General features: G+C 48.0%; 11 protein-coding genes. 4 read left to right on the plus strand and 7 right to left on the minus strand.

Features of this window, described 5'->3' with window-relative positions; translation table 11 throughout:
• Nucleotides 1-17 precede the first annotated feature (17 nt).
• Nucleotides 18-1,040, minus strand: a complete 1,023-nt coding sequence (locus Q5076_RS06130; protein ID WP_303011723.1) for a LacI family DNA-binding transcriptional regulator — start codon at nt 1,038-1,040, stop codon at nt 18-20.
• A 177-nt stretch (nt 1,041-1,217) separates the two neighbouring features.
• Here Q5076_RS06130 and Q5076_RS06135 point away from each other — a divergent pair, with 177 nt between their 5' ends.
• Genes Q5076_RS06135 through Q5076_RS06150 form a run of 4 tightly spaced genes read left to right on the plus strand, consistent with a single transcriptional unit; the run spans nt 1,218 to nt 5,420 of the window.
• Nucleotides 1,218-2,150 (plus strand): aldo/keto reductase, encoded by a 933-nt coding sequence (locus Q5076_RS06135; protein WP_303011726.1) that lies wholly within the window; start codon nt 1,218-1,220, stop codon nt 2,148-2,150.
• A gap of 15 nt (nt 2,151-2,165) precedes the next feature.
• A complete protein-coding gene (locus tag Q5076_RS06140) occupies nt 2,166-3,089 on the plus strand; it encodes an amidohydrolase family protein (protein WP_303011729.1) in 924 nt (307 codons plus the stop codon).
• A gap of 18 nt (nt 3,090-3,107) precedes the next feature.
• The gene (gene fucP / locus Q5076_RS06145) at nt 3,108-4,379 is read left to right on the plus strand and encodes an L-fucose:H+ symporter permease (protein WP_303011731.1); all 1,272 of its coding nucleotides are present in this window, start codon (nt 3,108-3,110) and stop codon (nt 4,377-4,379) included.
• A 24-nt stretch (nt 4,380-4,403) separates the two neighbouring features.
• Entirely contained in the window at nt 4,404-5,420 is a 1,017-nt protein-coding gene (locus Q5076_RS06150; RefSeq protein ID WP_303011734.1) for a zinc-binding alcohol dehydrogenase family protein, read from the plus strand.
• A 530-nt stretch (nt 5,421-5,950) separates the two neighbouring features.
• Here the strand turns inward: Q5076_RS06150 and Q5076_RS06155 are convergent.
• Genes Q5076_RS06155 through Q5076_RS06180 form a run of 6 tightly spaced genes read right to left on the minus strand, consistent with a single transcriptional unit; the run spans nt 5,951 to nt 14,602 of the window.
• Entirely contained in the window at nt 5,951-6,802 is an 852-nt protein-coding gene (locus Q5076_RS06155; protein ID WP_303011736.1) for an ATPase, read from the minus strand.
• The gene (locus Q5076_RS06160; protein ID WP_303011737.1) at nt 6,799-7,914 is read right to left on the minus strand and encodes an acyltransferase family protein; all 1,116 of its coding nucleotides are present in this window, start codon (nt 7,912-7,914) and stop codon (nt 6,799-6,801) included. Before Q5076_RS06160 ends, Q5076_RS06155 begins: the two co-directional genes overlap by 4 nt.
• A gap of 39 nt (nt 7,915-7,953) precedes the next feature.
• On the minus strand, nt 7,954-9,237 hold the full coding sequence (locus Q5076_RS06165) for an MFS transporter (protein ID WP_303011740.1): 1,284 nt from the start codon (nt 9,235-9,237) through the stop codon (nt 7,954-7,956).
• Between the two features lie 16 nt (nt 9,238-9,253).
• On the minus strand, nt 9,254-10,636 hold the full coding sequence (locus tag Q5076_RS06170; protein WP_303011742.1) for a SpoIID/LytB domain-containing protein: 1,383 nt from the start codon (nt 10,634-10,636) through the stop codon (nt 9,254-9,256).
• A complete protein-coding gene (locus tag Q5076_RS06175) occupies nt 10,618-13,116 on the minus strand; it encodes a DUF4922 domain-containing protein (RefSeq protein ID WP_303011744.1) in 2,499 nt (832 codons plus the stop codon). The genes Q5076_RS06170 and Q5076_RS06175 overlap by 19 nt, the downstream gene beginning before the upstream one ends.
• 13 nt (nt 13,117-13,129) lie before the next feature.
• Nucleotides 13,130-14,602 carry a sodium:solute symporter gene (locus tag Q5076_RS06180; RefSeq protein ID WP_303011745.1) on the minus strand — a complete coding sequence of 491 codons (1,473 nt, stop codon included), beginning with the start codon at nt 14,600-14,602 and terminating at the stop codon, nt 13,130-13,132.
• Nucleotides 14,603-14,733 lie beyond the last annotated feature (131 nt).

Genomic DNA, 14,733 nt, shown 5'->3' on the forward strand with positions numbered 1-14,733 from the left:
TTATGGATAAACCGTAATTACCCCTGCCGCTTGATACTGCTTTCCCTAATCTGCAAATGGGTGGGAATGATTACTTGCCTGACAGCCTTATCCCCTTTTATCCGGTCTATAAGCAGCCGGCAAGCGGTTTCCCCCATTTTGTACGTCTGATGCGATACGGCGGATAATTTAGGTTCCACATAGTTGGCATGTTGCTCATCCGTGTATCCGATAATGGAAATATCGTCCGGAATGCGGAGCCCGTGGCTCTTGATAACTTCCATAGCGGCGAAAGCCAGTGTGTCATTCATTGCGAGGATGGCATCGGGAGGCTGTGGAAGTGCCAGCAGAGTCTCTGTGGCAATCTTGCCTTCTTCATAATCGATTTTCCGGCAGACCACCAACTCCTTTTCAATAGGTATCCGGTTCTCGCGCAGGGCTTCCAGATAACCGTGTTTTCTTCTTTTTACGATGTCCAGATGGTTGGCTCCGCCGATAAAGGCCACCCGCTTGCTGCCGTTGTCCAGAAGATGCTGTGTCGCCATCTGTGCGGATTGCGCCCCGTCCGCCACCACCGACGAAAAATGTTCCGTCAGGCAGACACGGTCAAATAAGATAAGCGGCATATTGATGTCTTTCAGGGCGGCGAAATGGGAATAGTCCGTGGTTTCCTGCGACAGGCAGGCGATGATGCCTTCGACACGCATATTTACCAGATTCTCGATGTTCCGTTTCTCATGTTCGTAGGACTCGTGCGATGTGGTGATAATCACGAAATACCCGTTGGCGATGGCCATGTTCTCTATTCCGTTCAGAATGGAAGCGAAGAAATGAGTCACGATATCCGGAACAACCACCCCGATGATGCGCGGGGCGTTTTTCCGTAGGCTCATGGCAAAAGGGTTGGGACGGTAGTTCATTTCCTTAGCCAGCTCTTTTGCTTTGGCACAAAGTTCGCGGCTGATTTCCGGGCTGTCTTTCAATGCCCTGGACACGGTGGGAATCGAAACCCCCAATACTTTAGCGAGGTCTTTGAGTGAGGTATGTTTCCGGTATTCCATTTGAAGGTCTCCAACTTTGATTTTTTTACAAAGAAAGTACATTCCCCGGTAAATAAAAGCATCCGGAGCAATATTTTTTACGTAAACCGTTACGTCGCTTTTTAAGGGCTTCCCTGCTATATGGAAATCGTTCCTGTCCTATTTTTGCCGCATATAAACTATTTAAAACCTAAAAGTATGCAATACCATGAAATCGGAAAGACAGGGATGAAGGTCTCGTCCCTTAGCTTCGGAGCTTCTTCCTTGGGAGGAGTTTTCCATGATTTGAAAGAAAAAGAAGGCATCCAGGCTGTGTTTGCCGCCGTTGAGTCGGGAATGAACTTTATAGACGTTTCTCCTTATTACGGGCATTATAAGGCGGAAACGGTATTGGGGAAAGCGTTGAAAGAACTCCCTCGCGACTGTTATTATCTTTCCACCAAAGTGGGACGCTACGGAAAGGATGGCGTAAATACATGGGATTATTCGGCAAAACGCGCCACAGAAAGCGTGTATGAGAGCATGGAACGTTTGAATATAGATTTTATCGACCTGATAAATGTGCACGACATTGAGTTTGCCGATTTGAGCCAAGTCGTGAACGAAACCTTGCCCGCTCTGGTGGAGTTGCGCGAGAAAGGAGTGGTAGGACATGTCGGGATTACAGACTTGCAACTGGAGAATCTGAAATGGGTAATCGACCATTCGCCGAGCGGTACGGTTGAATCCGTGCTCAATTTCTGCCATTACTGTTTGTGTGACGATAAGTTAACGGATTTCCTGGATTACTTTGAATCCAAAGAAATCGGCGTGATTAACGCTTCTCCGCTTTCAATGGGGTTGTTGAGCGAACGCGGCGTCCCGGCTTGGCATCCGGCTCCCCAACCGTTGGTAGAAGCCTGCCGTAAAGCCATGGAGCATTGCAAGGCGAAAAATTATCCGATTGAGAAGCTGGCTATGCAATTCTCTGTCAGCAATCCCCGTATCGCTACTACCTTGTTTAGTACGACCCGTCCGGAGAATGTGAAGAAAAACGTCGCTTTCATCGAAGAACCTGTCGATTGGGAACTTGTCCGGGAGGTACAGGAAATAATCGGAGAACAGAAACGGGTAAGCTGGGCGAACTCATAAAGCGGAATCGTTGGTATGGACTACACAATTATTGATGCACACGCCCATTTGTGGCTGCGGCAAGATACGGTCGTAGACGGGCTGCCTGTCCGTACGCTGGAAAACGGGCGTTCGGAATTTATGGGAGAGATTCGGCAGATGGTTCCGCCTTTTATGACAGACGGAGTGAATAGCGCGGAAATCTTTCTGTCGAACATGGACTATGCGCAGGTAGCTGCCGCCGTGATAACGCAAGAGTTTATCGACGGTATTCAGAATGATTATCTGGCGGAAGTCGTTGCCCGTTACCCTGACCGTTTCTTTGTTTGCGGGATGTGCGAGTTCCGCAAACCGGGATTTCTGGAACAGGCGAAAGAACTTATTGCAAAAGGCTTTAAAGCCATCAAAATCCCCGCACAGCGTCTTTTATTGAAAGAAGGGCGGGTGATGCTGAATAATGAAGAAATGATGAAGATGTTCCGCTATATGGAAGAGAAAGGCGTCATGCTTTCCATCGATTTGGCGGATGGAGCTACGCAGGTCTCTGAGATGGAGGAAATTATCCAGGAGTGTCCCCGGTTGAAAATTGCTGTCGGGCATTTTGGCATGGTGACACGTCCCGGTTGGAAAGAACAAATCCGTTTGGCGCGCCATCCCAATGTCAGGATTGAATCCGGCGGAATCACCTGGCTTTTCAATGACGAGTTCTATCCTTTTAAGGGAGCGGTACGGGCGATTCGTGAGGCTGCGGAACTGGTCGGAATGGAAAAGCTGATGTGGGGTTCGGATTATCCTCGTACGATTACGGCTATCACTTATAAGATGTCTTACGATTTTGTGGTGAAGTCTTCCGAGTTGACGGAAGGCGAGAAGAGCCTTTTCCTGGGAGAAAATGCCCGGAAGTTCTACGGGTTTGCAGAACTTCCCGTGCTTCCTTATATCAAAAACATGTCTGAATAAGAAGAATACCGTCATACCATGAAAAAAAATACATATACGATACCTCTGGCTTTGGTCTTCTGCCTTTTCTTCCTGTGGGCGATAAGCAGCAACCTGCTTCCTACCATGATACGGCAATTGATGAAGACTTGCGAACTGAATACTTTTGAGGCTTCTTTCACGGAAACCGCCTATTGGCTTGCCTATTTCATCTTTCCCATCCCGATAGCCATGTTTATGAAACGCTACAGTTATAAGGCGGGGATTATTTTCGGGCTTATCCTGGCGGCTATCGGAGGCTTGCTCTTTTTCCCGGCCGCCATTTTGAAAGAGTACTGGGCTTATCTCGGCATTTTCTTCATTATCGCTACCGGAATGTGTTTTCTGGAAACGGCTGCCAATCCGTATGTTACGGTCTTGGGGGAGTCCGAAACAGCCCCTCGCCGGTTGAACCTGGCGCAGTCTTTCAACGGGTTGGGAGCTTTTATAGCCGCCATGTTCCTGAGTAAACTGATTCTTAGCGGGAACCATTATACACGTGAGACGCTTCCTGCCGATTATCCGGGCGGGTGGCAGGCTTATATTCAATTGGAAACGGATGCCATGAAGCTTCCTTACCTGATACTGGCTTTGCTGCTTATCGCCATCGCCGTCGTGTTCGTCTTTTCAAAGTTGCCTAAGATTGGAGATGAAGGGACGGATGCTTCGGAGGGGGCGGAACTTGCCGGGAAGAGAGAAAAACTGATTGATTTTAATGTGTTGAAACGCTCGCATTTGCGTTGGGGAGTGATTGCCCAGTTCTTTTATAACGGAGGGCAGACGGCGATAAACAGCCTGTTTCTGGTTTACTGCTGTACTTATGCCGGGTTGCCGGAAGACACGGCAACCACTTTCTTCGGATTGTATATGCTTGCTTTCCTTTTGGGGCGTTGGATAGGTACGGGACTGATGGTGAAATTCCGTCCGCAGGATATGTTGCTGGTTTATGCTTTGATGAATATTCTTTTGTGCGGAGTCGTAATGGCATGGGGAGGTATGGTCGGGCTGTATGCGATGTTGGCTATTTCTTTTTTCATGTCTATCATGTATCCCACGCAGTTTTCATTGGCCCTGAAAGGATTGGGGAACCAGACGAAGAGCGGTTCGGCTTTTCTGGTGATGGCTATTGTCGGCAATGCTTGTTTGCCCCAGTTGACGGCTTATTTCATGCACGCTAACGAACATGTTTATTATGTGGCGTATGGTGTGCCGATGGTCTGTTTTGCCTTTTGCGCTTTTTACGGTTGGAAAGGCTATAAAGTTGTTGATTAATTAAATTTATTTGAGACATATAAAATGAAAGCAGTTCAAATTGTCAATCCCTCCGAGATGAAGGTGGTTGAGCTGGAGAAACCGGTTGCCGGTTCCGGTGAAGTGTTGGTGAAAATCAAGTATGTGGGTTTTTGCGGTTCCGACCTGAATACTTTTCTGGGACGTAACCCGATGGTGAAGTTGCCGGTGATTCCGGGACATGAGGTCGGTGCGGTAATCGAGGAGGTCGGACCGGGTGTTCCGGCCGGTTTTGAAAAAGGGATGAGTGTGACGTTGAATCCGTACACCAATTGCGGCAAGTGCGCTTCCTGCCGGAATGGGCGTGTCAATGCGTGCGAGCACAATGAGACGTTGGGGGTGCAGCGGAATGGGGTCATGTGTGAATATGCCGTCTTGCCTTGGACGAAGATTATTCCGGCCGGCGATATCTCTTCGCGTGACTGTGCGCTGATTGAGCCTATGAGTGTCGGGTTTCATGCGGTTTCCCGTGCGCGGGTGGTCGATAATGAGTATGTGATGGTAATCGGTTGCGGCATGATTGGCATCGGTGCGATTGTGCGTGCCGCTTTGAGAGGGGCAACGGTGATTGCTGTCGATTTGGATGATGAGAAACTGCAACTGGCGAAGAGAGTCGGTGCGTCTTATGTGATTAATTCCAAAACGGAGAACGTGCATGAGCGAATGCAGGAGATAACGGAAAGATTGGGGGCCGATGTCGTGATTGAAGCTGTCGGCAGCCCGGTGACTTACGTAATGGCGGTAGATGAAGCCGGTTTTACGGGACGTGTGGTCTGTATCGGTTATGCCAAGAGTGAAGTGGCTTTTCAAACGAAGCTCTTTGTACAGAAAGAATTGGATATCCGCGGTTCCAGAAATGCGTTGCCGGAAGATTTTCGTGCGGTCATTCATTATATGAAAGAAGGAAATTGCCCGGTAGAAGAATTGATATCGAAGATTGTAAAGCCGGAGAACGCCTTGGATGCCATGAAAGAGTGGACTGCCAATCCGGGAAAAGTGTTCCGTATTTTGGTGGAATTCTGATTCGTCTGTTTCAAGCGGGGCAAATGTGCTGAACTTGAGACGCCTCTGGGAAAGCGGCGGATTGTGATTGGATGTGTATTATTGAATTAATACATCAAAGGAAGGCTCGAATGGATTTTGAGGATAAAAATCTTACGGCTTGCTTTTTCAGGATAAAGTCTCCTTGTCTGTTTCCGGCATTATGATGAGCCGGGATTAGGCAAGGAGATTCTTATTAACAGGCAAGTAGCCGTCCTTAATCGGTGCACTGCACTGAAAAACGCTTTTGCTGTGGACCGTATTTTGTTTCATCCTGTTGGAACACTTTATCCTATTCTATGAAACACTTGTTTCAATAGCTTGAAACTAGAGTTTCATGCGCTTGAAACTTTAGTTTCGTTTAAGAGGAAACTACAGTTTCTTGCTTATGGAACTACAGTTTCTAACTGTTGAAACTATAGTTTCTCGCCGTTGAAACTTCCGTTCCCCTTATTTGTCTGTAAAATGACGCTTGCCCGGTTGTCAGCACGTTGGTGGTTACCGATTATTGATTATGGCTGTCCGGTTAGACCGGTATGATACCGGATTAATCCTTCCATCGGGCTTTGGAGAATCTTGCCGGTCATGACCCCGGTTTCTTGGGCGGCTTCCTGCAATATTTCCTTGTAACAGTAGGCTATCGAGCCGATGAAGTGGGCGGGATAATGCAGATAATCATATTGCATCACATTTCTTCGCAGGAAAGCGGTGAAGCTGTCGAGGACTAACCGGCGGATGCCGGGTTCTTCCAGATGTTGCGCCAGAAAAGGGGAGAGGCTCGCCAGAAAGCGGTTAGGGAAGGGCTGACGGTAAACCCTGTCTATGATTTCGGGGGGTGTCAGCCCGAACTGTTTCAGAAAAGCTTCTTTGACGGCGGCCGGAAGTTGGTTTTTCAGAATGTCTCCTACCAGTAATTTCCCCAGGACTGCCCCGCTGCCTTCATCGCCTAGTATGAATCCCAAAGGGGAAATGTTGTTCACGATTTCTTTTCCGTCGTAGAAGCAGGAATTGGAACCGGTTCCCAGAATACAGGCGATACCCGCCTCACGGCCGCATAGTCCGCGGGCGGCGGCCAACATGTCCGAATGAGCTTTGATATTTCCGGTAACAGGCAGGCTGCCGGAAATTGCCCGCCGGAGGACGGGCGCTTTTTCCGGTGTGCATCCCGCACCGTAGAAATGGACTGAATGGATGGTTCCTTCCGGTAACTGAGGCAAAAGGGCATGTGCCAGTTCTTGCCGTATTTCTTCTTCCGACTGGAAAAAAGGGTTAATTCCTTTCGTCCGGATTTGCTTGACGGGCGTATTATTGAGTATGACGCACCAATGGGTTTTGGTAGAACCGCTGTCTGCGATGAGTATCATATCTTAATGTATATTTTCTTTTTATATAGTAAGTATCCTATTACCCAGTTGAGCAGGACAAATAATAAAGCGTAGGCAAGAGAACCGCCTGCATTTCCGAAAACGGGCTGGAGGGCGCCTGCATAAAAAGCCTGTTGTAAAGAGAGGCTTTCTCCCCGGCTAGTGACGGTGATGATGCCGAGTAGGATGGCGAGCACGTCTGCCAGTACATAGATGAAGAGGGGATTTACTCCGAATGATTCGAAGAAACGGCTCCATTTCTTATATCCTTTGATGTCGATTATCCATACGAGCAGGGCTAAAAAGCTGGAACCCAATCCGCAAGTGACCAGAACGAAAGTAGGAGACCATATCTTTTTATTGAACGGACATCCGTAACTGAGCAGGAAACCGGCAAAGGTGAGGACTGTTCCGATGAGGAAAAGCCGTTCCAGCTTTTCTCTTATGTCTTTTGTTTCCATCAGTAGTCTGCCTACGCAAAAACCTATCAATACATGGGCGACGGAAGGAATGGTACTTAGCAATCCCTCCGGGTCGATGTGGTTGTCCTGGTACATGTGCGCGTCTCCCAAGATGCTGCGGTCGATGATGGAAAGTAGGTTGGTTTCATTATAGGCGAATCCGTTGCCGGTAATGAGAATGATGAAATAGCCTGCCAGAAGCGCAATGATTAAATAAGGAATGTATTTGTGTTTGAGGAGTAAGGCGATGAAAGCCGTTGCGCCATAACATAGCGCGAGCCGTTGCATCACTCCCAGAATACGTATCTGTTCCAACGGAAACGGGTCGTGGGTGTAACAAGACAGGGCGAACCAGTTGATGGCGATTCCGATGCAGAAAATGACGACGGTTCTTTTGATGATTTTCAGGGCGGCGGGGGTGTTGAATATGAAATCATATTTTCTAAGTGAGATATAGGTGGAGATTCCCATGATAAACATAAAGAAAGGGAAAACCAGGTCTGTGGGGGTCAGGCCGTTCCACCGGGCATGTTGGAGAGGTGCATATACATATTCCCATGACCCTGGGTTGTTGACCAGAATCATTCCGGCGATGGTGATGCCCCGCATTACGTCGAGTGCCAGTAAACGTTTGTTGCTTGTTACATTCATGACTGTTATTTTTTAGTGTGTTGAATCGGTAAGTAGGTTTTATTGTTTCTTTCCGAAAGACTCGTCCAACCGGTTGCGAATCATTAATGAGGCGGCAATGCCGGGAAGGGTGCAGATGCAAACCCATATAAAGAAACCGGTATATCCGAGGTATTCCTGTATCCATCCTGCGGGCATGCCCGGAAGCATCATGCCGAGTGCCATAAATCCGGTTCCGATGGCATAATGGGCGGTCCGGTGTTCGCCTTCTGCAATATAAATCAGGTAGAGCATGTAGGCGGTGAAGCCGAAACCGTAGCCCAACTGCTCGACGGCTACGCAGATAGTTATGAATAAGGCATTGTCCGGAGTGGCGGCGGCCATCCATACGTATAGCAGGTCGGGGATGTTGATAGCCAGTGCCATGGGTAATATCCATTTTCTGAACCCGTCGCGCGAAACGAGGAAGCCGCTGATGATTCCGCCGGCTAACAGGGCTATGACGCCTATCGTGCCGTAAATCATTCCGACTGTCGAAGTTGATAGTGCCAGCCCGCCTTTTTCGGGTGTATCCAGTAAAAACGGGGAGGTGATTTTGGCTAATTGCGATTCTCCCAGCCGGTAGGTGAGCAGGAAAAAGAGCATAAGGCCCGAATTCCCTTTTTTGAAGAATGTGACGAAGGTCAGGAGAAAGTCTTCCAATAGCTTGCTTGCCGTAAGTCCGGGACGTTTGATGTCGGAATCGGGGTGGGGGAGGATGTACCGGTGATAGAGGGTAAGGGCCAGAAATAATCCTGCAAGGAGATAGAAGGTGACGCTCCAGGCAAGGGGGATATTGTTCCGGGATGTTTCCAACCATCCTGCCAGCATGACGAGAATGCCTTGTCCGAAGATGTTGGCAAGCCGGTAGAATGTGTTCCGGATGCCGACGAAGAAAGATTGTTCTTTGTTGTTGAGCCCGAACATGTAGAATCCGTCCGCAGCGATGTCATGTGTGGCTGAACTGAATGCGAGCAGCCAGAAAAAGGCAAGGGTGAACTGTACGTAATGTGCGGTGGGGATAAAGAAGGCTATGCCTGCAAATCCGGCGGCGATGAACCCTTGCATGGCGATAACCCAGGAACGCTTGGTCTTTACCAAGTCGACGAACGGGCTCCAAAGCGGTTTGACGGTCCAAGGAAGATAGAGCCAGGAGGTGTAAAGGGCTATTTCGGTATTGGACAGTCCCAGGCGTTTATACATGATAACGGCGATAGTCATTACGGCTACATAGGGTAATCCTTCCGCGAAGTAGAGGGTCGGAATCCAGCTCCAGGGATTTCTTTTTATAGGGTGTGTTGCCATGTCATTCATTCGGATTTTATTCGTATTGTTTTTCCAAGGTACTGCCGGGATAATAGTGGGACAGTATTTCTTCATATTTATAGCCTTGCGCTCCCATTACGGCAGCGCCGATTTGGCAGAGTCCTACCCCGTGTCCCCAGCCGGCTCCGGTGAGGATGAACCGGGACGGTATTCTTTTTTCGTCTTTTTCGCCGTATTCTTTGTCGATGACGAAAGCGGAGCTGTAAAGATGGGAATCCGACAGGATACGGCGTATTTCCAGTTCTTTCCCGACGGTGAGCGTCCGCAGGGTTCCTGCTATTTTCAACCGGACGAGGCGTCCGGAAGTTCCCCGTTCTACGGGGATTAGGTCTGTGATTTGTCCGAAATCGATTCCTGAACGCCGGCGGAGCAGTCTTGAAAGCTCCTGTTGGGAGTAACAGACTTTCCAACGGTAGAAATCGCTTGTTTCCCGGTCATAGTTGTTCAATACCTGGCTTAGGATTTTCTTATCCTGTGTGTGGCAGAACGCGACGGGCGAGCTGCGTATCCATTTGTCTGCTTCTGCTTCGACGGTCAGGTCGGGAAGTTGCTTTTCTGTCTGGCTGTCCCGTTGTCCGGCGAGGTATGGGTGTTTCACGTTTTCCCAACAATTCTGGAATTCTTCGAAAGCTCCTCCGCAACATTTGGAGAACCGGGTATCGCAAATCGTACCTTCATACGTCAGCACTTCTCCCCTGGTAGCGGTGACTGCTTCGACGGCTTGCGGCGTTGAGGCTCGCGTAATTCCCTGATAGCGTTGGCAGTGGTCGTCGGCACATACGTCAAAGTGGGTGTGTGCCTCCCGGCCGTACCATTTGATGATTTGGGAACCGGGGATTGAAGGCGGGATATCGGTTACGTTGCGGGCGGACGAAGGTTTTGCCGGTTCTTCATTTCTTGTTTTCAGTTCTTTGTTTTTCCCTTTTCCGTCTTTCGGTTTCAGTTTTTCAAGCAACCAGCTTCGGGAAATGACGGCATGGGCTTTCAATAGTTCCAATGAGGCTGTCGCACTCATTTCCGATGAAATCACGCTGGTAAGGTATTCTTCGACCGGAATCACGTTGATTGCGGTCAGTTGCTCTTTTTCGACGATAATCTTTAGTTTCCCTTTGAATTTCTGGGGTTCTTTGCGTTCCCAATGGAAGTTGATGCCGATTGTGACGTTTTTCAGTTCAAAGAAAGTGCGGGCGGTTTCTTGCCGGGGGATGAAAGATAATTCGGCGTATTCTTTTTCCTGCCAGCAGATTTTACCGTTCCGGCAAACTGCTTTCTGCACACCGGAGCTTTCCGTCCCGTCGGAGGAAATGAATCTTTCCGGAAAAAAGAATTCAATCTCTTTCCCGGAAAGGATGCCGACTGTTATTTGAGGTTCTTGCATAACACAGTTCTGATGCGGTTTACTATATTTTGCAGTTCTTCTTTTGAGATGGATACTTCTTTTCGGATTTCATATATTTTTTCGGGAGTCAGCTTGGGCAGGTCTTCTTCACGGATTACGGGGAATACTCCGTTCATCTCGGCAATACCCGGACTGACAAGAATCTGTTCGTCTCCTTGGGCGTAATAACAATCCGGACGGTGCTTGCTGCGCAAGAAAATCAGACAGTGGTATTCCGATGCCATTTCCTGAATCTCATTTTCATCGTATAGTTCGTGAAGGGACTCCAGGGGCTCATTGGCCCCGTTCCAGGAAATAATATTCATCATCGGTTCTTTTCCGTTGCTGCCCGTTGCAAGGATGCCGTAGATTTGCTTGAATGTGCGTGACATGTTCTTTTTGCCGGCTGTCCGGATATAGATTGCGCTGACCGGCTCATCTATATAGGTGACTTCCAGATTGTCTTTTTCGACGCATGTTTTTTCATGCCAGTCGATGTGTCCTGTCGCACCGTCTAAAAATTCTTTTTTGCTGGTAGCCTGGAAATGGGCATGGTCGGGAGCGGAAGCACCGCATTCCGGTCCGTTGTACATGATGAAATAGTCTCTCATCCTGTCTGCAAGGTCTATCATGTCCTCAAAACGGCCGGCAATGGCTTGCGGCGAATGTTTCTTGTCGGCAATTGTCAAGTGAGGATTGAAGATGGGATAGGGATTGAGTAATATCTGATACTCTTTATGGATGATAAATTTCTGTTCGTCGGGACGGTTGTCGGGACAGAGGAAACAGGGCCGTGTTTGGATGGATGCGGCGTCTGTTTGTGCGGTAACGGAAAGAATGCGGTTCGGGTTCAGGTATGTGAGGACTTTCATATAGAAGCTGTGGCTTTTGTTCCATGTTTCCACCTTTTTCGTCCGTTCCCGGTATTCTTCCAGGGCTTCGTAGTTCTTTCCGGCCAGTTCCCATGAATTGATTTGGCTCTCAATCAGTTGTTCGAGTGTGGTTTCGGGAGAAAGCTGCATTCTTTTTCGATATTGAATCCTTTGTTGCAACTCCCAGGTACGTAACCGGTCTTTGTATAGATTGTTCTGGTTGATTTTTTCAATGGACAGTGCGGCGTCCGAATTTCCTTCCCAGCGGCGGCAAAGGTAAACCACATCATATACCCGTCCTATCCGGTAATCGCGTGAAATCCTTAATCCGAGTGCGTAGTCTTCTCCGTAACTTGTGTCGGGCATGTTGATTTTCCGGAGGATAGGGGTGTAAAATGCCCTTGGGGCTCCGAGCCCGTTGATACGCAGGGCGTTGTTGTGCCCGTTATGGGGTGTCCATTCTTTGTGGTCGATGATGCCGGGAGCTATTTCTTTCAAATGGATGTCCGTCATCATATAAGTGCCGATAACCATAGCACAGTTTTGTTCGTAAAATGCCTGAATCATTATTTGCAGCGTGTGCTCGTCCTTATATATATCGTCGCTATCTAACTGTACGGCGAATTTCCCGCATTTTCTATGATGGATGCCTACGTTCCAGCAACCGCCGATGCCGAGCCCGTCTCTTTCGGGAATCACGTGGACCAGCCGTTTGTCCGTGCTTAGCTCGCGGAGTATTTCGCTGGTTCCGTCCGTTGAATGGTTGTCGATTACTATGACGTTGAATAAGAAATCCGTTTGTTGGTTTAAGGCTGAGCAGACTGCGTCTTTAATGGTATGGACACGGTTGCGTACAGGGATGATGACGGAGGCTTCATATTCAAAGGATGAATCGGAATAGTCCACCGGATTGAATGGCGGGAGCAGGTATCCGCCAATCTCTTTCAGATGGTCGGTGCAAGTCTGTTCCATCTCTATTTGTATTCGGCGGTTTTCAGGAGCCACATAGTCAAACTGTTTCTCGCCGCTTTTCCGTTTGTCGTTTTCTATTTCTGTGTACAGATATTCGTTGATGTGTATCAGTTGGCTTGTCCGGGAAATCTTGAGGCGCAAATCGTACAGGCCGGCGTATTGATATTGTTCTGTTTGTGTTTTTGCCGCTTTCTTGAAAATGGCGGTATCAAACAGCAATACCGAACCGAAATCGAAATCGTCCCGGAGGCTGCCGGGTTGGTAGTCGATGACTGGAGCCGGTTTTTGTATCCCGTCTGTCTGTTGGTAATGGTCTGCATATGCCATGCCTGCACCGGTCATTTCCATTATTTGGACCATTCTTTCCAAAGCGAACATCCCTAATTTCAGTACGGTATGTTTTGTATAGAGCAAAATGTACGTACTGTCGGAATAGGCCGCGATGGATTGCATTGCCTGCGTAGACTGTATTTTTTGTACTGGGATAAATTCACAGCCGGAGATGCAGACATTGGCGGCGGACGGCGCCAGTAAATAGATTTTATCGATTAATTCCGATGTCCTTAACTCTTTGACTGTTTGTGCCGTTTCTTCCATTGTACTGAAAGGAAGGAAGCAATTGATGGTTGTTTTCATGATTGTTTTTTATTTAGTGCATGCATTCATACTGGCTGTTACGTTGTCTCTTGGTGAGCGCACAAAGGCCGAGGAAAGTGAACAGGGCATTGATTATCAGTAATTCATAACTGATTTGATAGCCGTTGAACCATGTCTCGGAATTTCTTTGCAGAATGTAACAGAGTATGGGAGAGGCAATCGCTATTAATGGGATATATTTATCATGAACTTGTTTTTGAGTGAAAATGCCGAAAACGAATAATCCCAAGACGGGACCGTAAGTGTAGGCGGCTAATGTGTAGATAGCATCGATTACGCTGGTGTTGTTCAACAGGTTGAAGACGAAAATGACCGCTCCCATCACAATTGCCATACCGATGTGTACTTGTTGGCGTGTTTTGCGCAACGCCGTCTCTCCTTTGTTCTGGGCTTTCAGGATGTCTACGGTAAAGGAAGTCGTCAGGGCTGTCAGGGCGGAACCTGCTGCGGAATAGGCGGAGGCTATCAGTCCGATAATGAATAATATTCCGACGATGGCGGGAAAGTAGTTGCCGGTGGCAATCATCGGAAACAGTTCGTCGCTTTTCTCCGGATTTTCGATACCCTGCCCGGCAGTGAACGTATAGAGCAATACTCCCAGCATCAGGAAGAGCAGAATGACGAAGAACTGGGATATTCCGCTGGTAATCATATTCTTCTGGGAGTCCCGGAAGTTTTTGCAACTGAGGTTGCGTTGCATCATGTCCTGGTCGAGCCCGTTCATGGCAATGACCGTGAATATTCCTGCCAGGAATTGTTTGAAGAAATATCGCTTGTCGTTGATATCGTCGAAAAAGAATATTCTGGAGAACTCGCTGTCCGAGATTGTCGTTGCCAGGCTGCTGGCATCCAAATGCAGGCCGGAAGCCATATAATAGATACAGAGTACTACTGATATAATCAGGCAAAATGTTTTCAGAACGTCCGTCCATATTAATGACTTCACGCCTCCGCGGAAGGTATAGAGCCATACGATAAGTACCGTGAGAATGACATTCGACAGAAACGGGAGGTGAAATGGGTCGAAAATAAGCAATTGCAGGGTCAGGCAAACCAGAAAGAGCCGGACGGCTGCCCCCAGCATCTTTGAAATGAAGAAAAACCAGGCTCCTGTTTTATAGGATGAACTTCCGAACCTGTTTTCCAGGTATTCGTAAATGGATACCAGATTCATACGGTAAAAAAGAGGAATGAGTACGAATGCTATGATAATCTGTCCGACGATGAAACCTAATACCATTTGAAGATAGGAGAAATTACCGGTTTGTACCATACCCGGAACGGAAACGAAAGTCACTCCGGAAATCGTGGAACCAATCATGGCAAAAGCGACGATATACCATACCGACTTGCGATTTCCGACAAAGAACCCTTCGTTGTTTGCTTTATGCCCTGCTAAATAAGAAATAGCGAACAGGATTATAAAGTATGCCACAATAGTAATAGATAAAACAATCGGGCTCATGTCTGCTGTTTTTATTTGTTTGAAATGGGGTTTCTACTTTATTTTCATATCTGCCAAATGCAGGAGTTCCGTCTGTTTCCGACAAATGAGTAGCAAATATAACTGTTTTTATAGGATAATCCTAAGTTATA

The organism is uncultured Bacteroides sp., assembly GCF_958445495.1.
Taxonomy (GTDB): domain Bacteria; phylum Bacteroidota; class Bacteroidia; order Bacteroidales; family Bacteroidaceae; genus Bacteroides.